Consider the following 20,579-nt stretch of genomic DNA (forward strand, 5'->3'; position numbering starts at 1 on the left):
TCCTATTTCACCGACCCGGCCAGCAGACCGCGCACCAGGTACTTCTGCATTGCAAAGAACACGCACAGCGGCACCGCAATCGACACGAACGCCGCTGTCGCAAGGATTTCCCAGTTGCCGCCACGGGTGCCCAACAGATTGACGATTTGGTCGGTCATCACTGTCGTTTGCCCCGTGGCATCAATCAGGAACACCTTGGCCACCAGCAGGTCATTCCAGGTCCACAGGAACTGGAAGATTGCAAAGGACGCCAAGGCGGGGAACGACAGTGGGAGGATGATCTTGGTAAAGATCTGGAAATCCGTCGCGCCGTCCACCTTGGCGTTTTCGATGATGTCGCGCGGTAGGCCAACCATGTAATTTCGCAAGAGGTATATCGCGAGTGGAAGGCCAAAGCCGGTATGGGCCAGCCAGACGCCCAGATATCCTTTGCCGATGCCAATGCCGACATGCAGCTTGAGCAGCGGGATCAGCGCCAGTTGCAGCGGTACCACGAGCAGACCCACGACACAGGCAATCAGGATCGCGCGACCCGGAAAGTCCATCCAGGCCAGCGCGTAGGCGGCAAAAGCGGCCACAACGATGGGGATGATCGTGGCAGGGATCGTCACGGTCAGCGTGTTGAAGAACGCCTTGGCCATGTTGTCGTTGGAATCCCCGCTGGTCATGATGTTCACGTAGTTCTCGGTTGTGAACTCAGGCGGCGAGACGGCTGTGACAAAGGCACGTTGCCCCCGTCCACTGATCTGCTCGTCATTGCCGGACCATGTGTAGTTGCCTTCCGCATCGATCGAGAATGTCTCGCCATCGCCCAGGTCAGCCACATCACCGGGTTGATAGGCGTCCACCGCCCGGGATGATGTCCCCCAACTCTGAATTTCGCCCGGCGCACCATCGTCGCCAAAGAAATTGCCCTCAACCACGAACAGGTCGCCGCGCTGAACACGGTTCTCGTCCGGGTCCGCTGCACGGTAGCGGTCAGTCTGTTCCGACGGGAACAACGATGCCCACCAGCCCGAGCCGACGATCTGGTCAGCGGTCCGGAAGGACGAAACCAAAAGGCCGAAGGTTGGAAACACCCAAAGAGCGACAAGCAGTACGACCGAGATGTTGACGGCCCAGCCCAGGGACGATTTGGAACCTGCAATATTGTCCATTATTTCATCTCCTTACGGGCGTTGTAGACGTTCCAGACAAGGATCGGCGTTACCAGCAGCATGATGATGATGGCCGATGCCGATCCCACGCCCCAATCATTGGCGCGGAACATTTTATCGTACATGTAATTGGCCAGAACTTGCGTCTCCCATTGGCCGTTGGTCATCGCGAACACGATGTCAAAGACCTTGAGGACGACGATGGTGATGGTGGTCCAGACCACCACGATTGTGCCCATGATTTGGGGCACCTTAATTTTGAAGAAGATCTGGAAGGGATTGGCGCCGTCGATGATCGCCGCTTCTACCGTTTCTTCGGGAATGCCGCGCAGAGCCGCCGACAGGATCACCATGGCAAAGCCGGTTTGGATCCAGATCAGCACCACCATCAAAAGGAAGCTGTTCCAGAATGGAATAGTTAGCCAAGTCTGCGGTTGGCCGTAGGGGTAGTCGAAAGTGAAGACACCGATCAGCGACGACAGCGACAGATATACAAGGTAGAGCGCCGCAACACCGACGAACAGGCGCAGCGGCACGTATCCGGCACCTCCGCCCCGCTGTTTGCTTTCAGCGATCGGGCGCACGAAGATCCAGCCGACATAGGCGACAATCGCGGCAAAGGACAAAAGCATGATGGCGGGGAGAAGCTGAAGGAAGAGGAACGACCCAATGCCGCCCTCGAATTGCAGCCAGACAGAGTTCAGGACGCCGATCTGGTTCTGGTCAGCGGGCCGTGCCTCGTAGACCAGTTTGAAGATCACACCGGCGCCAACAAAGGAAATCGCCATCGGCATGAAGATCAGCGACTTGGCGGCAGACCCCCACTTGATGCGGTCAGTCAGCTGCGCGGCAAGCAGGCCAAAGGCGGTCGAGGCGGCAGGCACAACGATCAGCCACAAAAGGTTGTTGCGCAGCGCTTCCCAGAATTTGGGCTCGGCCATCATCTGGTCGTAGTTGGCAAGACCAACAAAAGCGCCGCCCTGATCACGGTCGGTCAACGACAGGCGCAGTGTTTCGAAAACGGGGTAGGCCAGATACAGGCCCAATGCGAAAATGGCGGGAAAGAGGAAGAGCCACGGGCGCACCTGGTTGGCCCGATTGATGTTCTGCCCGGCCTGCGGTCCCTTGGCCGGAAAGATCACCTTGTCAAGGATCTGGTTCGATCCCCAGAAATACAGAACACATCCACCCACGCCGAGTGCAATGGTTATCAATCCCAAGAGTGCAGGGTTCATGAGGCTTCCTCCCTATGGCGAGGTCCGGTTATAATTCGGGTTCCTCGCGGACCGGCTTCGCCAGTCTGGTTGACCAGCCCACGCGTTGCGGGCTGGTCGGTCTTGTGAGTGGTTTTCTTACTTCAGCGCGTCCCAGCTAGACTGGATTTCACCAGCAACAGCTGTGGCGTCCTTGCCGCCTGCATAGTCGACCATCCCGGTCCAGAACGTACCGGCGCCAACGCCACCAGGCATCAGGTCCGACCCGTCAAAGCGGAACGTGGTCGCGCCCAGCAGAACTTCACCCAGCGCACGCAGCGTGTCGTCCTTGTAGGCGTCCAGGTTCACACCGTTGTGGGGTGTGAGGAAGCCGGTTTGCGCCATCATGATCTCGTGGCTGATCGGCTCCTGAAAGAATTCCATCAGGGCATTTGCGCCATCGGATGGGTTTGTGATCGCCATCAGAGTACCGCCACCCAGAACCGGGTCGCCCAGATCCTTGTCCGCGTAGGAAGGGAAATAGAAGAAGTTGGTGTCGACACCGAACTCAACGTCTTCCGGGAAGAAGGCGGGTACAAACGACGCCTGGCGGTGCATGTAGCACTGCGGCGGCGAGGTGAAGAGGCCTTTGGGCGAGTCGCGGAAGTCCGTCGATGCAACTGCACCGGCACCACCGGCAACCTTGGCGTCGTCACGGGCAAACCAGCCGAACTCTTCGATTGCGGCCACGACACGCTCGTCGTCAAAGGGGATCTCGTTGGTGGTCCACTGGTCATAGACGTCAGGCGACACGGTGCGCAGCATCATGTCTTCGACCCAGTCGGTCGCAGGCCAGCCCGTCGCAGCACCTGAACCCAGACCGATGCACCACGGTGTTTCACCGTCTGCCACGATCTGTTCTGTCAGCGCCTTGAGGTCTTCCATCGATTCGGGAATGTCATAACCCGCATCTTCGAAGTTCTCGGGATTGTACCAGACCAGCGACTTGACGTTCACGTTGTAGAAGAAACCGAACACCTGATCGTTGCCATCGGCATCTGCGTAGGTGCCCAGATCAACCCAGGACTGACCGGCAGCGTAGTTATCCTTGACCCAGTCACCCATGCCTTCGGGCAGCGGGTGCAGTTGGCCTTTGCCCGCCATCACGGCGGCAAGACCGGGCTGCGGGAACACGGCAATGTTCGGTGCCGAACCGGCCTCGGCATCGATCACGATCTGCTGTTCGAAGCTGTCGGACCCGGTGTAGATCACGTCGGCGCCTGTGGCTTCTTCGAAATAGGCCAGTGCATTGTTCAGATAGCCATCTTCGGGTGTCAGCCAGGGGCCGAAAACGGTGATGGTCTGACCGCTCAGGTCAGGGGCGCCTTCCGCCCATGCGTTGTAGCTGTCCCAGCTAAAAGGGCCTTCGCCCGGGGTAAAGGTCAGCTCGGCCTGTGCCGATGCCGCCGTGATAGCCAACGCCGCGGCGCTGGCCAGAAGTTTCGATGTCATTCTGGTCGTCCTCCCATTCGTGTTCAAATCCAACATGCTGATTGACCAGTTCATGCCCGCTTTCACATTTGTCAAAGCGCTTTGGATGTCGTGAACGTTGCCGAATTTTCACGTTCTGTCAAACGCTGTCGGACCGTCGATGCAAAATAGTTTAACACGCTAGACGGGAGTAACGAGATGTTTTGACGTTAGCGCAACCAGCCGTTAGCGTCGCTATATCTAAAGCGCTTTGGAACGAATCCACCTGTGAATCTTAAGGAACTGTCATCTTTGCTGGGGCTCAGCCAGACCACGGTCAGTCGGGCGCTGAATGGCTATCCCGAGGTGTCCGAAAAAACCCGTGCCCGCGTGGTTCAGGCAGCAGAAGCGCATGCCTACAGCCCAAATACGCGGGCCCAGGGCCTCGCCACCGGCCATTCCAAGTGCATCGGCCACGTGATTTCCGTGAGTGATTCGGCAGAAATGGTGAACCCGATTTTCGGGGATTTCATGGCAGGGGCAGGGGAGACCTATTCGGCGCACGGCTATGACATGATGGTCACGCGTGTTGGCGCGCAGGACGAGGCAGACACCTATCGGAGCCTCAAGGCGCGCGGCGCAGTGGATGGCATTGTGGTACATGCCCCCCGCCGCAACGATCCGCGGTTGGAACTGCTCGACAAGATCGGCCTGCCTTATGTCGTGCATGGCCGCTCCACCGGGATCAAAGCGCCCTATTCCTGGCTCGACGTGAACAACACCCGCGCCTTTTCCGAAGCCACCTCCTATCTCGCCAGCCTTGGCCACAGCCGCATCGCGCTGATCAACGGGCAGGAAACGATGGATTTCGCCATCCGACGCCGCTCGGGCTACGAATCCTCTCTGCGCTTCGCAGGTCTTTCCATTGACACTGCGCTGATGAGCACAGGCGAAATGACAGAAGCCTATGGGTACACGCAAGCCAACGCGATGCTCGACCTTCTCCATCCGCCTACTGCCTTCCTAGCCGCCTCGATCATCTGTGCCGCCGGAATCCGCCGCGCGTTGGATGAACGCGGTCTGCGGGTGGGGCAGGACGTGTCCATCGCCACGTTTGACGACTGCCTCAGCTATTTCGGCAATGGCGGCGACACGCCCGTCTTCACCGCATGGCAATCTTCCGTGCGCGCCGCGGGGGCGGCGCTGGCGCAAATGCTCATCGACCGCATCCGTGCCCCGCACGCCCCGCATATAACCAAGCTCTGGGAGGCCGAGTTCGTCTCGGGCGCCTCGACCGGCCCGGCACCGGGCACATCCAAGGACTGATCATGTTCACGCACAAACGCTCCGACTTTCCCGAAGGGTTCCTCTTCGGGGCCGCAACCTCTGCCTACCAGATCGAAGGACACCAACACGGTGGCGCGGGCCGCGCCATGTGGGATGATTTCGCCGCCACCCCCGGCAACGTGGTCCGCGCCGAAGACGGCGCACGCGCCTGCGACCACTACAATCGGTATGAGGCCGATCTTGATCTCTTGCGCGACGGCGGCTTTGACGCCTACCGCTTCTCGACAAGCTGGGCGCGGGTCATGCCCGACGGGCGGACGGTGAACCCCGAAGGGCTCGATTTCTACGACCGGCTGGTCGACGCGATGCTGGAACGCAACCTCAAACCCTGCGCCACGCTCTACCACTGGGAACTGCCCTCAGCTCTCGCTGACTTGGGCGGCTGGCGCAACCGCGACATCGCAAGCTGGTTCGGGGATTTCACTGAAGCCGTGATGGCCCGCATCGGCGACCGCACTTACTCTGTCGCCACGATCAACGAATTCTGGTGCGTCTCCTTCCTGTCCCATTTCCTCGGCCATCACGCGCCGGGCCTGCGCGACATCCGCGCCACCGCCCGCGCCATGCACCACGTGCTGCTAGCCCACGGCACGTCCATCGAACGGATGCGCGGCATGGGTGTCGGCAACCTCGGCGCTGTCTTCAACATGGAGTGGGCCACGCCCGCCGATGACAGCCCCGAAGCTGCCAAAGCCGCAGCGCTCTACGACGATTACTACAACCACTTCTTCGTTTCGGGCGCATTCAAGGGCACCTATCCCGACCGCCTTGTCCGCGACCTCGGCCCGTACTTCCCGTACGGCTGGCAAGACGACATGGCGACGATCAAGGCCCCGCTCGACTGGGCCGGGATCAACTACTACACGCGCTCGATCATCGCCCCCAACGATGGCCCATGGCCCCACCACCACGGCGTCGAAGGCCCCCTCGAAAAAACGCAAATGGGGTGGGAGGTTTACCCACAGGGTCTGCACGACTTCCTCGTGCGCACAGTAGCCGAATACACCGGCGATCTGCCGCTTTTCGTGACAGAAAACGGCATGGCCAACGCCGACAAAATCACCAATGGCACCGTGCAAGACGATGCCCGCATCGCCTATTTCCAATGCCACCTGCAGGCGGTCCGCGACGCCATTGCCAAGGGCGTCCCGGTACAGGGCTACATGGCGTGGTCGCTCATGGACAATTACGAATGGGCGCTCGGCTATGAAAAGCGGTTCGGCATGGTGCACGTCGATTTCGACACGCTTGAACGCACGCCCAAGGCGTCATGGCATGCGTTTAAGGACATGCTGACCGCTAGCTGAGAAAGGTCTCCACCACTTGGCTTTGTAGCTTCTTCCCATCCGGGTCGAGGTCGGTCTTCAACGCACAAAACGCCTCTCCCCATTTTGACGTGCGCGTCCGAATTGGCGGGGCGTCAGACGCGACGCAGCCCATCACAACGGCGGCCACCTCGTCTGCTGTCTGATAAATGTCACCACCGGCTGCACGGTCCTGTGCGCCACCGACATATTTCTGCAAGATCGGCAGATACTCGTCATCCAGCATCCCGCCGGTCTCTTCCACCTGTTTCATCACATTGGCGGCGAATTCCGACGCAATCCCGCCGGGCTCCACCACCGTGAAGTTGATCCCAAAGTTAGGCGAAATGTACGAGGCCATCGCCTCCATATACCCCTCGACCGCGAACTTGGCGGCGCAGTAAATCTCGTTGAATGGCTGGCCTACAAGCCCACCGACCGACGATATGGTGATTACATGCCCGGCGCGGCGTTCACGGAAATGGGCAATCAGCGCCTTGGTGCAGCGCACGACGCCCATGAAGTTCACGTCCATCACCCAGTTGATGTCATCCTCGCTCGCCTGCTCGGTCGAGCGGACAAATCCGGCACCGGCATTGTTGATCAACACGTCCACATGCCCCTCGGCGGCAATGACCTGATCCACACAAGCAGCAATCGATCCGGCATCCTGCACATCCAGTTGCGCAACGTGCAATGTCACCCCTGCCGCCTCGACGGCTTCATCCAGTACCGCCCGTTTCGACAGGTTGCGCATGGTGGCATAGACCGTGTGGCCCGCCTGTGCGGCCTGAACGGCCAATGACACCCCAAGGCCCGAAGAACACCCGGTGATCAGAACAACTTTGGACATCGGGACGGCTCCTTTTGCTGACTGCGATACAACCAGCAATGGGCCTGCCGCCAAGGATAGTCAAACCCGCCGGATGGCGAAGGATCGCTTACATCCAACGCCGTGGATCAACAGCCTGCCCAGTCCGTGCGCTTTCCTGCGCGGCCATGCCCATCGCAACAGCCGCCCAGCCATCGGCCAATGTGACTTCCGGCGTACCCTGACCCCGCACAACGGCGGCGAATTTCTGGTGCTGGTAAAAGGTCGATCCATTGTGATCGCCCGCGTCCAGCAGGGTCGGATCAACGGGGATGTCATGCGTCACCGGCCCCTGTGGCTGACGTGGTGATGTCACCAGCTTGGCAATCGGGGCCGGGCCCAGATGCTCCGGCCAGAACCGGCCCGGACCGGGAACAAAGGCTTCGATCTTGCCCGTGGGCCCAACGGCGGACAGCTCCTCTTGATAGGCTGAGCCTTCTGCAAACATGCACAATTCCAGCATGGCCCGCGTGCCGTTGTCGAAATCGACAATCGCGTAGCCGCTGTCGATGATGTCCGGCACCTCGCCGCCATAATCTTCGTCTAGGTGGTTCACGGCCTGCGTGGCTGACGCCATCACGCGCACCGGCTCTGCCCCCATGGTCAGGCGCATCAGGTCAAAGAAGTGGCAGCACTTCTCGACAAAGGTGCCGCCCGTATAGCGGTTGAACCGGTTCCAGTCGCCGACCTTTTCAAGGAAGGGAAAGCGATGCTCGCGCACCGAAAGCTGCTTGATGCCACCTGTCGCATCACCTGCCTTGTCCAGGAATTCGGCAATCACCGGCATATAGCGATATTCCATCGCCACCCAGATCGGGCAGGGATAGCTGTCGCGGAACGCGGCCAGCTTTGCGGCGTCCTCGGTGTCGGTAAACAGCGGTTTCTCGACCAACAGGGGCAGGGGGCGTGTGGCCGCGATCTCTTCCATCTGCGCCACGTGGCAGAAATTGGGGCTGACGATCAGCAGGCAATCCAGCTCCTCAACGGCCAGCAATTCCTGCACCGAACCAACGGACTTGGCCTCGGGCGTGATGGCCAAGGCCCGCGCCGCCATGCTTGCATCCGGCTCAAAGAATGCAACGACCTGCGCATCGGGCAGCAGCGCGATATTGCGCATGTGTTCCTGCCCCATCATCCCGCATCCGATGATGCCATAGCGTACCTGATCCAACCTGCGTTCCTTCACTTCATGCGTTGCACATAAACGGCCCGCGCGGGGTCGTACCATGTGCGTGAAAATTCAATGGGTGCCGCTGCGTCCGCCCAGCTCAGGCGTTCGACATATCCAACGGTGTCGCCAGGACGCGGGCCATAGGTATCGGGCGCCCAGTGCGGCACCGTGCCAAGCGACACCCGGTCCTCGGCCCGCTGGATCCACAGACCCAGCTCCTTGCGATAGGTGGCATAGAGAGATTCGGACATCGTCGCTTCCGACACGATTCCCGCATCCGCATCCAGCCAAATCTCTTCCACGGCGATGATTGTGTCATTCAGGGATCGCAGCCGCCGAATGCGCGTGCCCCGTGCGGCAGTCCCGAAATCGGGCAGGTCGGCGGGCTTGTCCATCTGGTCGACCGACAGAACACGCGCCCGTGGCAGCCCGCCCCCCTCCAGCAGTTCCAGCCGGAACATGGCATAGACTGTGCCCGTGTCTCCACTGGCCCGGATATAGTTGCCAGACCCCTGAACGCTCTCGATCAACCCCTTTTGGCCCATGTCCCGAAGGGCCTTGCGCAACGTGCCGACACTCACACCCAGCTCTGCTGCCATATCCCGTTCGGGCGGTAAACGCTCACCATCAATCAACCGGCCGGAAATGATATCGCGGGTCAAAAGCTCGGCAATCTGCACGTAGATGGGCAGCGACTGAGGGGATTGTTTTTGCGTCGTCACGTGGGCTTATGAGCTGTGGTGCGTAAAATTGATACACCATTGATCTACATCAATGACAATGTTACGCAAGTGCCAAGTTGACCTGAACGGAAAGTGCGCTGATGACCATCGTCCCAATCACATCTCCTGACCTTGATGCGGCCGAAGTGTCGTGGTTCTCGGCGTTGTGCTCGGATGATTACCAGTTTCTCGGGGTGCCCGATGGCGGCCTCCGCTCAAGCTGGGCGCATTGCTCTGACATCGTACGCGAAGCCGAAGCACAAGGCTTCCGCAACATCCTCTGCCCGTCCTCCTATCAGGTGGGGCAGGACACGCTGTCCTTCGTTGCGGGCTGCGCACCGATCACGTCCAAGATCAACCTGCTTGCGGCGGTCCGCTGCGGTGAAGTGCAGCCCATCATGCTCGCCCGCACCATCGCCACGCTCGATCACATGCTCGAAGGTCGGCTGACGGTAAACATCATCTCGTCCGACTTCCCCGGCGAAAAGGCGGACAGCGAATACCGCTACCAACGCTCGCGCGAAGTCGTAGAAATCCTGAAGCAGGCCTGGACACGGGATGAAATCAGCTACGAGGGCGAGGTTTATAATTTCCAGGGCCTCACCACCGACCCCGTGCGCCCTTACCAGACCGGCGGCCCGCTTCTGTACTTCGGGGGTTACTCCCCTTCCGCGCTCGAACTCTGCGGCCAGCACTGCGACGTCTACCTGATGTGGCCCGAGCCCAAGGAAAACATCGCCCAGCGGATGCGCGACGTGAATGCAGTGGCCGAGAAATACAACCGGACGCTCGACTACGGCCTGCGCGTGCACATGATCGTGCGGGATACCGAGGCCGAGGCCCGCGAATACGCCGATTACATCGTGTCCAAGCTCGATGACGAATACGGCCAACTGATCCGCGACCGGGCGCTGGACAGCACCTCGCTCGGCGTGGCCCACCAGGCCAAGGCGCGCGAACTGGCGGACAAATTCGGATATGTCGAACCCAACCTCTGGACCGGCGTGGGCCGGGCACGGTCGGGCTGTGGCGCGGCACTGGTCGGGTCTACCGATCAGGTCATGTCGAAAATCGAAGACTATCAAAAGATGGGTATCCGGGCCTTTATCTTCTCTGGCTACCCACACCTGGAAGAAGCAAAACATTTTGGCGCGCGCGTGATGCCGCACTTGAAAACCTGCTCATTGCCCCATGCTTATGGTCGGGTGCCATCTGCCGCACCCGCAACACCCCTTGCCGCAGGAGAGCGCCGCTAATGGACCGCGTCCAACTATCCGATACCCTGAACTTCTCGCGCATCGTCTATGGCATGTGGCGGCTGGCCGATGACAGTGACACATCGGTGGGCCATGTGCAGGCCAAGATCCACGCCTGCCTTGATCAGGGGATCACCACATTCGATCAGGCCGACATCTACGGTGGCTACGTGGCCGAGGCTGTGTTGGGCGGAGCACTCAAGGCCGACACGGGCCTGCGCAGCAAGATGGAGATCGTGACCAAATGCGACATCGTGGCGCCCGTGGGCCGCTATGCCGATGCGCCGGTCAAATACTACGACACCAGCAGCGCCCACATCATGCAGAGCATCGAAAACTCGCTGCGGGACATGGCCGTTGATCATATCGACCTGCTGTTGATCCACCGCCCCGACCCGTTCATGGATCACCATGAAACAGGTGCGGCACTGGACGAGGCTGTCGCAAGCGGCAAGGTGCGCAGCGTGGGTGTTTCGAACTTCCGTCCGTGGGACTGGAAGCTGCTGCAATCGGGTATGAAAACGCAACTGGTGACCAACCAGATCGAAATCTCGCTCAGCGAAATCAACCCGTTCACCAATGGCGATCTCGCGTTCCACCAGCAACACGGCCAACCGCTGATGGCATGGTCGCCGCTTGGTGGCGGCGGTCTGATGACAGGCAGTGAGAAGCTGCACAACGTCATGGATGAGATTGCCAGCGCCCAAGGTGTAGACCGCGCCGCAGTCGCAACTGCGTTTCTCTTGGCACACCCCGCAAATATCATTCCGGTGATGGGTACAAATAACATCGACCGGATCAAAAAGATCGGCGATGCTGCAAAGGTGTCGCTCGACCGGCCCACATGGTTCCGCCTTTATGAGGCGGCACTGGGACACGAGGTGGCCTGATGACAATGCAAACGCTGAGCCAACCTACCGTGTTTTCACCTGACGCCAATTCCAGCCGCCAACTGCGCGACGCCTTCGGCAAGTTCGCCACCGGCGTCACGATGATCACGGCCCCCAGCGTGGATGGACCAGTTGCCATCATCGCCAACAGCTTTTCATCCGTATCGCTCGACCCGGCACTGGTGCTTTGGTCCGTTGACAGGGGGGCACGGCGCTTCCCCTATTTCGAGGCAGCGGACCACTATGCGATCCATGTGCTGGCGGCTGAACAGCATGACGTCTGCAAGCTGGCGGCGCGCGACGCCCACTTGCTGAACGACCATGCCCACACGCTGAACGCGGATGGCGTTCCCCTGATTGATCATTGCCTTGCGCGGTTTGAATGTCGCAGGGTGGCAGCACATGACGCGGGCGACCACGTCATCATCGTGGGCCAGGTCCAGCGTACAGAGATGCGCGACGGCCAGCCGCTCACGTTCTTTGCCGGCCAGTTCGGCAGCGTCGACTAACGACGCCAAGACCCGCCCGCGGGGTTAAAGCGGAAAATGGGCCACGGTGGATTAACTACCGGGCGACCGACAAAGGGAGGGCCCTTCATGGGTCTATTACTGACGGTGCTTGCACCGATCAGCTGGGTGAATGGCCTGCTGCTCAAGATTGGGCGCGCCATAGGCATCGTGGCCATCGCCGCCATGGTGATTGCGATTCTGGTTCAGGTCGTGGCCCGCTACCTCTTCAACAACGCATTGCCCTGGCCGGATGAGGCCGCGCGCTTCTGTATGCTCTGGATGACGGGTTTGATGGCACCCACCGCCTTCCGGCGCGGGGGGTTCGTGGCACTCGACATGATTTCGGGCATCCTGCCTCGGGCCGTTGCTGCAATCCTTGGGCTTGTGTTGCTCCTGATCTCCATCGCGATCCTGCTGGTGGCCCTGCCCATCGGCTATGCAGAGGTCACGGGCTTCGGCGGCAAGTTCGCCACCGCGTCGCTATACCTGCCGACCTTTGATGGTTGGTTCCGCGTGCCGCGCAGCTGGATGATGCTGTCCCTGCTGGTGGGTGTCGTGCTGCTGATCCTTGTGAACATCGAACTGATCTTGCGCAAACTGGTTGAGCTTATGGGCGGCGGTGATCGCCTGCCAGACCTCGACCTTGGCGACATGGCAGCGGGGAACGAATGATATGCTGATCTGGTTCCTTCCGCTCTTCCTGCTGTTCCTGATGATCGGCCTGCCGGTCTTTTTCGGCCTGCTCGCGGCGCCGGGTATCCTGCTGTACCTAAACGGGCAGGAGCGCGACATCACGCTGCTCTACCGCAATGTCTACAACGGCATGGACAGCTTCCCGCTGATGGCGATCCCCTTCTTCATGCTGGCGGGCGAGTTGATGAACAAGGGCGGGATCACGATCCGCCTTGTCCAGTTCAGCCAAGCACTCATGGGCCACCTGCGCGGCGGCCTTGCCCAAGTGAACGTGCTGTCCTCGATCCTCTTTGCGGGCCTCTCCGGCTCCGCCGTGGCCGACACCTCTGCGCTGGGCTCCATGCTGGTCCCCGCGATGGAGAAGGAGGGCTACACAAGACGCTATGCAGCCGCCATCACGGCGGCCTCATCCGTCATCGGCCCGATCATCCCGCCGTCTGGCATCATGATCATCTACGCCTATGTCATGGGCGAAAGCGTGGCGGCCCTCTTCCTCGCGGGCATTGTGCCGGGCATCCTTGTCGGCGTCGGCCTCATGGTGATGATCCGCGTCACGGCAGATCGCTATGACCTGCCTGCTGCGCATAAGGTGCAGTTCGACGGCGTGGAACTCAGCCCCATTGAGCGTTGGGTCTCGTGGGCGCTCGTGCGCCTGAACATCGGCCTTTTGCTCTGGGCCTTCCTGCCCTTGGGCGAAACGTCCCCTCTGATCCTCTGGGGCACATTCGCTGGGGCCGTGCTGGTTGCGCACGCCCTTATGCTAGCCCTGCGCACGCAGGTCAGCAGCGAATTCCGCACCATCTGCAAACGCGCCATCGTACCCCTGCAAACACCGGTCCTAATCTTGGGTGGCATCCTCGGCGGCGTCTTCACCCCGACCGAGGCCGCAGCGGTGGCCGTGGCCTACGCCGTCTTCGTCGCCTTCTTCGTCCTGCGCACCATGTCGCTTAAGGACCTGCCTGACATCCTCAGCCGTGCAGGCCTCACCTCGGCGGTGGTGCTACTTCTCGTCGGCGCAGCACTGGCGTTCAAAACAGTGGTGTCGCTCAGCTACGCACCGCAAATCCTTGCGGACTTCATACTGACCCTGTCGGAAAACCCGCTGGTGCTGTTGTTTCTGATCAACCTTCTGCTGTTCATCGTCGGCATGTTCCTCGATGCAGGCCCCGCAATCATCATCCTTGGTCCCATCCTCGGCCCGATCTTCATCGACCTCGGTGTCGATCCAATCCACTTCGCGATCATCATGTCGGTGAACCTGACAGTGGGGCTGGCAACGCCGCCCATGGGGCTTGTGCTGTTCGTGGCCGCTGCCGTCAGCCGCGAGAAGGTCGAAACGATTGCCAAGGCAATCCTGCCCTTCCTCGCCATCGAAATCGCAGTGATCTTCCTGATCACCTACGTGCCCGCCATATCCATGACCATTCCCCGCCTTACGGGGTTTGCAAACTAATTCAGAGCTTAACGGGAGGACCTAACCACATGCTCAAAACGACCCTTAAAACCCTGACCGCTGCCGCGCTTGTCGCTGGCTCGGCGATTATGGCGCAAGCGCAGGACTACACGATCCGCGCCACCGCCAACTCGAACACCAATGACGAAGACTATGACGGCCTCGTCGTGTTCAAGAACTATGTCGAAGCAGCCTCCAACGGCGCCATTGCTGTGGAACTGTTCATCGGCACACAGCTCTGCTCGAACGGTGCGGAATGCTTGCAAGGCGTGGCTGACGGCACGATCGATGTCTACATCTCTACCTCCGGCGGCGCCTCGGGCATCTTCCCCTACGTGCAGGTACTCGATCTGCCCTACCTGATGGCCGATGACCGCATTGCCGAACACGTGTTGCAGGGTGACTTCGTTCGGACCATGCGTGATATGGCGCTCGAAGACTCCGGAGGCGCGATCCGTCTGATGACCATCGGCAACACCGGCGGCTGGCGCAACTTCGCGAACACGCAACGCCGTGTGGCCGAGCCATCGGACATGGAAGGTCTGAAAATCCGCACCGTGGTCGCCGACCTGCCGCAGGAGCTGGTCAAGGCTCTGGGCGCGTCCCCAACCCCGATTCCGTGGCCCGAGCTCTTCACCTCGTTCCAGACGGGCGTTGTGGAAGGCTCCAAAAACGGCATCACCGACATCATGGGCATGAAATTCCCCGATGCGGGCCTGCAATACGTCACGCTCGACGGCCACGCCTATATGGGCGCACTGTGGTGGATGTCGAACGAGAAGTTCCTCGCCATGCCCGAAGACATGCGCCGTGTCGTGGTGGACGGCTTCTATGCGCTGCAACAGGCGACATTCGCATCGCCCAAACGCAAGTCGATCCAGGCCTACGAAGACTTCGTCGCCGGTGGCGGTGATCTTTACGTGCCCACGCCGGACCAAAAAGCGGCCTTCGCAGCGGCTGCGGCTCCTGTGAACGACTGGTTTACGGCCAACGTCGCACGTGGTGGTGAAATCCTGACGGCACTGCAAGACGCGGTTGCAGCGGCTGAGGCCGATGTGAACGCTGCGCGCGCAGCCGATCTGAACTGAGGCGGATCAAAAACCGCTTAAAGGGGCCGCTCCGATCCGGGGCGGCCCAACCCAATTCAAGGGGTGTGCCATGAAGGCTCTTCTCGGTTCGGTGGCAACGTGCTTGGCGCTCACCGCGTGCGGCACAGTTGATTTCGACGCGGCGCCTGTGGGCCGCTTCGAAGGCAGCGCCCTTGTTGTCTGGGTGGGGCCGGGCGATGACAGTGCGCTTGGTGACGGCGAATTCGTCTATGTCCCACGACCGGGTCAAGAGCTGACATTCTACCGTGGTGATGGTGCCGAGGTGTCGGAAGGCAACGCTGTCATTCAACCCGGCGCATTTTATACAGATGGTGGGTCTGTTCCGCGCGCGGTGCACTGGATTCAGGGGTTCAATGCCTGGGCATTTGGTCCGGCCTACATCGTGCATGACTGGCTGTTTGTCGTGCGCAAGTGCATCAACGCGAAAGATCCCTGGGGACTGGAAAGCCCAATCACCAATATGGACTTCCAGGAGAGCGCCGACATCATGGCGGAAACGATCAAAACCGTGACCGAACAGTATCAGATTGATGCGACTACGGGTGATGCCGGTCGCGTCATTGCGCCGACCACCGCAGGTCCGGTCAGTTACGGGCTGTGGAACGATACGGATTGCGCCAATCCAGAAGAGGATACCCGTATTCAGAAGGTTCTTGCCGACATCAATGGCAAGGAGGCGCGCGGGGCCGCACTGCCACGGATTTCGGACCCGGGCATCGAGGCAATCATCGAACGCGCGCCACTGCCCTACGTGGTTGTCGCAGAAATCGGGTTTCCCCCTTGAATGGTTGCGGCGGCATGGCAGACTTACCGAAACGGATACATCCAGACCTTGTAGTCAGCGACCAGAATATGCGCCCGATCAATCTCGTCTTGGGTCATTTTCTTGACCACTTCTTCCAGCGAAATAGCCGCATCCGGATCGCCGCCAATGGCCGACAGGGTGTACCACATGTAAGCGCGCACAAGGTCCGGCGCGGGCATGCCCCGCCCAACCTCATAGTACCAGCCGACACCGGATTGCGCGCCCGGGTGGCCTTTCATCGAGCTGCGCAAATACCACTCAAACGCCCGCTCGTCATCGCGCTCGACCCCGAGACCCAAGGCGTACATGACACCGATCAGTTCTTCGGCATCCGCATTTCCCGACCGCGCGGCCGGCCACAGCGCGTTATAGGCCGCCTTGTATTCGCCGGCCTCCATCAGATCGCGCGCTTCCTCGATCTCGGCCGCCGCCGGAACGGCAGTCAGGCCAAATGGAAAGGCCGCAAATACAAGGACTATCGCAAGTTTGCGCATGTGCTTCTCCTGTGCGGTGCACCCGCCTTTGCTGACGATGTCCCGCGTGCTTTGACTCCCGATGATTTCATCGCGGTCGACCCGGCGCAAGCCAAACTCGGCCAGCTTCTATTCTATGATCGCATCCTGTCGGGCAACCGCAACATTGCCTGCTCCACGTGCCACCATCCCGACCTCGGTACCGGCGACGGCCTCAGCCTTGGCATTGGCGAAGGGGGCGAAGGTTTGGGACCAGACAGAACGGCTGGCACGGGTGATGACCGTATCCGTAAGCGCATTCCACGCAATGCACCGGGCCTTTGGAACCTGGGGGCCAAGGATCTGCACACCATCTTCCATGACGGGCGCCTGAGCATTGCGGACACATACGAGAACGGCTTCAATTCCCCAGCCGAGGAATGGTTGCCGGAAGGCTTGGACAATCTACTGGCTGCACAGGCTATTTTCCCTTTGGTGGCCCAGTTCGAAATGGCCGGGAATCCAAAGGAAAACGAGGTTGCTGGAGCCATCCATCAGCGTATGGACTATGCATGGCCGATCCTTGCAGACCGTGTGCGCCATATCCCGGCCTATGCCGACCGCTTCGTGGCTGCATATGACCATATCGATGGGGCCAAGGATATCACGATCGCGGATGTCGCGAACGCACTCAGTGCGTTCATGATCTGGGAATGGACAAGCACGGACAGCCCCTTTGATGCATATCTGCAGGGTGACACCAACGCTCTGAATGCGCGGCAAAAACAGGGGCTCGCGTTGTTCTATGGCAAGGCCGGATGCGGCACGTGCCACAGTGGTCCGCTCATGACTGATCAGGCTTTTCATGCCCTTGGACTGCCGCCTTTCGGCCCCGGTCGTACGCGTCGCTTTGATCCAATGGTAAGGGATGTCGGGCGTATGGGAGAGAGTGACGCGCTGGAAGATGCTTACGCTTTCAAAACACCGATGCTCAGAAACGTGGCACTGACCGCACCTTATGGGCACAACGGTGCGTACCCGACCCTTGAAGGCATTGTGCGCCACCACTTGACCCCGCTGCAATCGCTCGACGCTTGGGCTCCAGAAAAAGCTGCACTACCAGAGGTCCCTTGGCTGGCGGCCATTGATTTCATGGTCTGGCAGGACAGCCGCGAAATGGCCCGCCAGCGGGCAGCGATCCAGATCGCATCCAACCCGCTGTCGGATACCGAAATCGATCAAATTATCGCGTTCCTGCATGCGCTCAGCGGCGAAACCGCCAATGTTGACAAACTTGGAGTGCCAGACACGGTCCCCAGTGGTTTGCCTGTCGACCCGCGGATAACGCCCTAGCGTCCCTTCCATACAGGGTCGCGCTTCTCGGCAAACGCACGGGCACCTTCCAGTTGATCCTCGGAGCGATACAGGCGCTCAACCGATGGCAACTGGCTCTTGGTGATCCGGTTCATCGCATCCTGAAACTTGGCGTCTTCGGCGTCACGTACGATTTCCTTTATGGCGGCATAGACCAGCGGCGGGCCGGAGGCCAACAGCCGCGCCATGTCCCATGCGCGATCCAAAAGTGTCCCCGCGGGGACAACCTCATTGACCAGACCCCACCGATGCGCTTCCTCCACATCGAACCAGCGTCCTGTCAGCAGCAACTCCATCGCGATGTGGTAGGGGATACGCTTGGGCAATTTGACTGATGCCGCATCTGCAACCGTACCCGATCTGATTTCGGGCAAGGCAAACTGCGCGTGATCTGCGGCAAGGATGATATCAGCGCTCAAAGCCAATTCCAGCCCACCGCCGCACGCGATCCCGTTCACCGCGGCAATAACAGGTTTGTTCATCGCGCGCATTTCCTGCAATCCACCAAAACCGCCAACGCCATAATCGCCATCTACAGCGTCCCCATCGGCGGCCGCCTTCAAGTCCCATCCGGGGCAAAAAAACTTCTCTCCCGCGCCTGTGATGATCGCTACCCGCAGGTCCGGGTCATCTCGGAACGCCAAAAAGGTTTCCCCCATGACGCGGCTTGTCGCGAGATCGATGGCGTTCGCCTTTGGCCGGTCCAACGTGACTTCCAGTATCGCGCCCTCGCGTCTGGTTTTGATGGGGCTCATGTCTTAGGCCTTTCGTATCAGGGCATCCACCGCAACGGCGCGCGTGGGTGTGCAGATCAGCGGATTCACTTCAACCTCGCTGACGGTTTCAGCATGTGCAAGGACGTAGGTTTGTATGGCAAGCGCTGCGTCACGGACGGCTACAAGATCAGTTCCGGGTTTGCCTCGATACCCGTGCAACAGTCGCGCGCAGCGCAGGCGCGATAGGGCTGCGTCGATGTCCTCAGCGGTGGCGGGTAAGAGGAGCGATTGCGTGTCCTGCATCAGCTCGGTCAAAACGCCACCTGCGCCCAGCGTCATGACAAACCCGTGGGCCGGGTCGCGGACAATGCCAACCAGCAACTCTGCGACCCCGTCCGTCACCATTTCCTCTATAAGTACCGTCTGTGTTCCGACACTTCGGGCGACCATGCCAACGTTGGACAAATCCACGTTCAGATGAACGGCGTTTGCCTCTGTTTTGTGTGCAGGTCCAACGCCCTTCACTGCAAAACGGCCTTCAAATCGTTGCGCGGCAAGCTCGGCGTCTTCGGCGGAAGCAATACAATTGCGTGGGACGATCAGCCCATGCTGTGCAAGTTCCGCCTTCGCTTCGGCTTCGGTCAACAGGACCCCGGCGTCCGAACTGCCCGGCATGCATATTGGCAGAGTGTGTGGAGCACGGATGCGCTGTGCGGCCTCGATGGCGGCCAGTGCTTCGCGCAAACCAAAGAACGGAACAACACCACCCTCAGCCAATGCCCGTGCCGTTTGTGGCGGCATCAGCTCGGGCAGGGTGGCGACAATTCCAAACGGTGCGTTGGTGGTCGCGCGCGCTTTCAGGGCGGCATCGGTGGCGCAATCCCAATCCGTGCTATTGGTCAGTGGATAGTCCACAATCGACAAGGTCATATCGATCCCGTCGCCCGCCATGGACGACCAGGCCTCTGCCATCGTTTCGGAATCGCGCCAGATGTAGGTGTGGTAGTCCAATGGGTTCGCCAACGCGACCATCGGGCCAAGGGCGTTGCGCAGATTGTCATGCTGGGCATCTGTCAACGCTGGAAACGTAAGGTCCGTGTCCAACGCCATATCTGCGATCAGGCTGGCCTCACCCCCCGAACAACTGATGGATGCGAGCCGATTTCCCGATATCGGGCCCTGTAAATGGAGCATTTTCAACGTTTCAAGAAAATCGGGAAGAGCGGTAACACGTGCAATGCCAAGGCGGTCCAGAACCGCTTGCGCTCCGGCATCGGTTCCGGCCAGAGACGCGGTGTGGGAAATGGTTGCTTGCCGCGCTTGGTCTGACGCGCCCACTTTCAAAGCAACCAAGGGGATACCGCGGTCATACGCCTTTGCGGCTAACGCTTCCCATTGGCGCAGATCGCCGAAGCCTTCGACGTGCAAACCGATGGCCGTCACCCGTGGGTCATCAAGCAGCGCCTGCGCAACCTCTGCCTGGCTGGTTTGCGCCATGTTTCCGGAGGTGACCGTATACGCAATCGGCAGTGCGCGCTGCTGCATGGTCAGGTTGATGGCGATGTTGGAGCTTTGGGTCAGGATGGCGACACCGCTCTCGACAGGCGTGCATCCATGCTGGTCAGGCCAAAGCAACGCCTGGTCCAGTGCGTTGATAAAGCCATAGCAGTTCGGCCCAAGGATCGGCATGTCGCCTGCCGCATGGACCAGCTGCGCCTGCAGGTCAACCGAGCTGCAATCTTCCGCCGCGGCTTCCGCAAATCCCGAAGCAAAGCAGACAGCACCACCCGCGCCAATGCGAGCCAATGCCGACACGACCTCAAGGGTAGCGCTGCGGTTCACACCGATGAACGTAGCATCCGGTGCTGCTGGCAGATCTTCGATCGAGGGGAATGCACCAAGGTTTGCAATCAGGGGCTTGGTCGGATGTACCGGCCAGATCGCGCCATCAAAGCCGAAGCGTTCGGCCTGTTCGATGACCGCAGTGCACCAAGTACCACCACCGACAACTGCCATCGTCTTGGGGCGCAACAGTCGTGAAAGTCTGCTCTTCCCTGTTTCAGAAAAATCCCGGGGAGCGCGAGGGG

19 protein-coding genes are annotated in these 20,579 nt (G+C 60.2%); 10 read left to right on the forward strand and 9 right to left on the reverse strand.

The window, feature by feature from the left end; genetic code table 11:
• Positions 1–2: 2 nt before the first annotated feature.
• From IE087_RS14925 to IE087_RS14935, 3 genes are all read right to left on the reverse strand, one after another.
• Entirely contained in the window at positions 3–1,157 is a 1,155-nt protein-coding gene (locus tag IE087_RS14925) for a carbohydrate ABC transporter permease (RefSeq protein ID WP_189370167.1), read from the reverse strand.
• Positions 1,157–2,392, reverse strand: coding sequence for a carbohydrate ABC transporter permease (locus tag IE087_RS14930; protein ID WP_189370168.1), 1,236 nt, complete (start codon positions 2,390–2,392; stop codon positions 1,157–1,159). Before IE087_RS14930 ends, IE087_RS14925 begins: the two co-directional genes overlap by 1 nt.
• Positions 2,393–2,509: 117 nt before the next feature.
• Positions 2,510–3,862, reverse strand: a complete 1,353-nt coding sequence (locus tag IE087_RS14935) for an ABC transporter substrate-binding protein (RefSeq protein WP_189370169.1) — start codon at positions 3,860–3,862, stop codon at positions 2,510–2,512.
• 246 nt (positions 3,863–4,108) lie between these two features.
• On the opposite strand from IE087_RS14935, the gene IE087_RS14940 reads away from it, so the two are divergent.
• Together IE087_RS14940 and IE087_RS14945 are read left to right on the forward strand one after the other, a co-directional pair.
• The gene (locus IE087_RS14940; protein WP_189370170.1) at positions 4,109–5,146 is read left to right on the forward strand and encodes a LacI family DNA-binding transcriptional regulator; all 1,038 of its coding nucleotides are present in this window, start codon (positions 4,109–4,111) and stop codon (positions 5,144–5,146) included.
• A 2-nt stretch (positions 5,147–5,148) separates the two neighbouring features.
• Complete coding sequence (locus tag IE087_RS14945) at positions 5,149–6,474, forward strand: GH1 family beta-glucosidase (protein ID WP_189370171.1); 1,326 nt, start codon at positions 5,149–5,151, stop codon at positions 6,472–6,474.
• Here the strand turns inward: IE087_RS14945 and IE087_RS14950 are convergent.
• The 3 genes from IE087_RS14950 to IE087_RS14960 form a co-directional block, all read right to left on the reverse strand.
• The gene (locus tag IE087_RS14950; protein WP_189370172.1) at positions 6,467–7,324 is read right to left on the reverse strand and encodes an SDR family oxidoreductase; all 858 of its coding nucleotides are present in this window, start codon (positions 7,322–7,324) and stop codon (positions 6,467–6,469) included. The two genes, IE087_RS14945 and IE087_RS14950, sit on opposite strands and share 8 nt — an antisense overlap.
• A gap of 88 nt (positions 7,325–7,412) precedes the next feature.
• Positions 7,413–8,570, reverse strand: a complete 1,158-nt coding sequence (locus IE087_RS14955; protein WP_189370173.1) for a Gfo/Idh/MocA family protein — start codon at positions 8,568–8,570, stop codon at positions 7,413–7,415.
• Positions 8,525–9,235 (reverse strand): GntR family transcriptional regulator, encoded by a 711-nt coding sequence (locus IE087_RS14960; RefSeq protein ID WP_189370174.1) that lies wholly within the window; start codon positions 9,233–9,235, stop codon positions 8,525–8,527. Before IE087_RS14960 ends, IE087_RS14955 begins: the two co-directional genes overlap by 46 nt.
• Before the next feature lie 101 nt (positions 9,236–9,336).
• On the opposite strand from IE087_RS14960, the gene IE087_RS14965 reads away from it, so the two are divergent.
• From IE087_RS14965 to IE087_RS14995, 7 genes are all read left to right on the forward strand, one after another.
• Positions 9,337–10,491 carry an LLM class flavin-dependent oxidoreductase gene (locus IE087_RS14965; RefSeq protein ID WP_189370175.1) on the forward strand — a complete coding sequence of 385 codons (1,155 nt, stop codon included), beginning with the start codon at positions 9,337–9,339 and terminating at the stop codon, positions 10,489–10,491.
• On the forward strand, positions 10,491–11,381 hold the full coding sequence (locus IE087_RS14970) for an aldo/keto reductase (protein ID WP_189370176.1): 891 nt from the start codon (positions 10,491–10,493) through the stop codon (positions 11,379–11,381). The genes IE087_RS14965 and IE087_RS14970 overlap by 1 nt, the downstream gene beginning before the upstream one ends.
• A complete protein-coding gene (locus IE087_RS14975) occupies positions 11,381–11,890 on the forward strand; it encodes a flavin reductase family protein (protein ID WP_189370177.1) in 510 nt (169 codons plus the stop codon). The genes IE087_RS14970 and IE087_RS14975 overlap by 1 nt, the downstream gene beginning before the upstream one ends.
• A gap of 87 nt (positions 11,891–11,977) precedes the next feature.
• Positions 11,978–12,562: a TRAP transporter small permease gene (locus tag IE087_RS14980; RefSeq protein ID WP_189370178.1), complete on the forward strand. Its 585-nt coding sequence runs from the start codon at positions 11,978–11,980 to the stop codon at positions 12,560–12,562.
• Position 12,563: 1 nt separating this feature from the next.
• The gene (locus IE087_RS14985) at positions 12,564–14,036 is read left to right on the forward strand and encodes a TRAP transporter large permease (RefSeq protein ID WP_189370179.1); all 1,473 of its coding nucleotides are present in this window, start codon (positions 12,564–12,566) and stop codon (positions 14,034–14,036) included.
• A 29-nt stretch (positions 14,037–14,065) separates the two neighbouring features.
• Positions 14,066–15,124 (forward strand): TRAP transporter substrate-binding protein, encoded by a 1,059-nt coding sequence (locus tag IE087_RS14990; protein ID WP_189370180.1) that lies wholly within the window; start codon positions 14,066–14,068, stop codon positions 15,122–15,124.
• Between the two features lie 70 nt (positions 15,125–15,194).
• The gene (locus tag IE087_RS14995; protein WP_189370181.1) at positions 15,195–15,929 is read left to right on the forward strand and encodes a DUF1353 domain-containing protein; all 735 of its coding nucleotides are present in this window, start codon (positions 15,195–15,197) and stop codon (positions 15,927–15,929) included.
• 23 nt (positions 15,930–15,952) lie between these two features.
• On the opposite strand, the gene IE087_RS15000 is transcribed toward IE087_RS14995, so the two are convergent.
• On the reverse strand, positions 15,953–16,444 hold the full coding sequence (locus IE087_RS15000; RefSeq protein WP_189370182.1) for a tetratricopeptide repeat protein: 492 nt from the start codon (positions 16,442–16,444) through the stop codon (positions 15,953–15,955).
• 51 nt (positions 16,445–16,495) lie between these two features.
• On the opposite strand from IE087_RS15000, the gene IE087_RS15005 reads away from it, so the two are divergent.
• Positions 16,496–17,755, forward strand: a complete 1,260-nt coding sequence (locus IE087_RS15005) for a cytochrome-c peroxidase (RefSeq protein ID WP_229801399.1) — start codon at positions 16,496–16,498, stop codon at positions 17,753–17,755.
• On the opposite strand, the gene IE087_RS15010 is transcribed toward IE087_RS15005, so the two are convergent.
• Both IE087_RS15010 and IE087_RS15015 read right to left on the reverse strand, forming a co-directional pair.
• On the reverse strand, positions 17,752–18,531 hold the full coding sequence (locus IE087_RS15010; protein WP_189370183.1) for a carnitinyl-CoA dehydratase: 780 nt from the start codon (positions 18,529–18,531) through the stop codon (positions 17,752–17,754). The genes IE087_RS15005 and IE087_RS15010 overlap by 4 nt on opposite strands.
• Positions 18,532–18,534: 3 nt before the next feature.
• Complete coding sequence (locus tag IE087_RS15015) at positions 18,535–20,508, reverse strand: acetate--CoA ligase family protein (protein WP_229801422.1); 1,974 nt, start codon at positions 20,506–20,508, stop codon at positions 18,535–18,537.
• Positions 20,509–20,579: the final 71 nt, after the last annotated feature.

It is taken from the genome of Tateyamaria omphalii (assembly GCF_014651375.1).
Lineage (GTDB): Bacteria > Pseudomonadota > Alphaproteobacteria > Rhodobacterales > Rhodobacteraceae > Tateyamaria > Tateyamaria omphalii.

Coding starts and splice junctions, on each gene's coding strand:
- IE087_RS14985 (WP_189370179.1), top strand. CDS start 12,564: ATGCTGATCTGGTTCCTTCCGCTCTTCCTGCTGTTCCTGATGATCGGC.
- IE087_RS14980 (WP_189370178.1), top strand. CDS start 11,978: ATGGGTCTATTACTGACGGTGCTTGCACCGATCAGCTGGGTGAATGGC.
- IE087_RS14955 (WP_189370173.1), bottom strand. CDS start 8,570: ATGGTACGACCCCGCGCGGGCCGTTTATGTGCAACGCATGAAGTGAAG.
- IE087_RS15000 (WP_189370182.1), bottom strand. CDS start 16,444: ATGCGCAAACTTGCGATAGTCCTTGTATTTGCGGCCTTTCCATTTGGC.
- IE087_RS14950 (WP_189370172.1), bottom strand. CDS start 7,324: ATGTCCAAAGTTGTTCTGATCACCGGGTGTTCTTCGGGCCTTGGGGTG.
- IE087_RS15015 (WP_229801422.1), bottom strand. CDS start 20,508: ATGGCAGTTGTCGGTGGTGGTACTTGGTGCACTGCGGTCATCGAACAG.
- IE087_RS14995 (WP_189370181.1), top strand. CDS start 15,195: ATGAAGGCTCTTCTCGGTTCGGTGGCAACGTGCTTGGCGCTCACCGCG.
- IE087_RS14945 (WP_189370171.1), top strand. CDS start 5,149: ATGTTCACGCACAAACGCTCCGACTTTCCCGAAGGGTTCCTCTTCGGG.
- IE087_RS14965 (WP_189370175.1), top strand. CDS start 9,337: ATGACCATCGTCCCAATCACATCTCCTGACCTTGATGCGGCCGAAGTG.
- IE087_RS14930 (WP_189370168.1), bottom strand. CDS start 2,392: ATGAACCCTGCACTCTTGGGATTGATAACCATTGCACTCGGCGTGGGT.
- IE087_RS14925 (WP_189370167.1), bottom strand. CDS start 1,157: ATGGACAATATTGCAGGTTCCAAATCGTCCCTGGGCTGGGCCGTCAAC.
- IE087_RS14975 (WP_189370177.1), top strand. CDS start 11,381: ATGACAATGCAAACGCTGAGCCAACCTACCGTGTTTTCACCTGACGCC.
- IE087_RS14935 (WP_189370169.1), bottom strand. CDS start 3,862: ATGACATCGAAACTTCTGGCCAGCGCCGCGGCGTTGGCTATCACGGCG.
- IE087_RS14990 (WP_189370180.1), top strand. CDS start 14,066: ATGCTCAAAACGACCCTTAAAACCCTGACCGCTGCCGCGCTTGTCGCT.
- IE087_RS15010 (WP_189370183.1), bottom strand. CDS start 18,531: ATGAGCCCCATCAAAACCAGACGCGAGGGCGCGATACTGGAAGTCACG.
- IE087_RS14970 (WP_189370176.1), top strand. CDS start 10,491: ATGGACCGCGTCCAACTATCCGATACCCTGAACTTCTCGCGCATCGTC.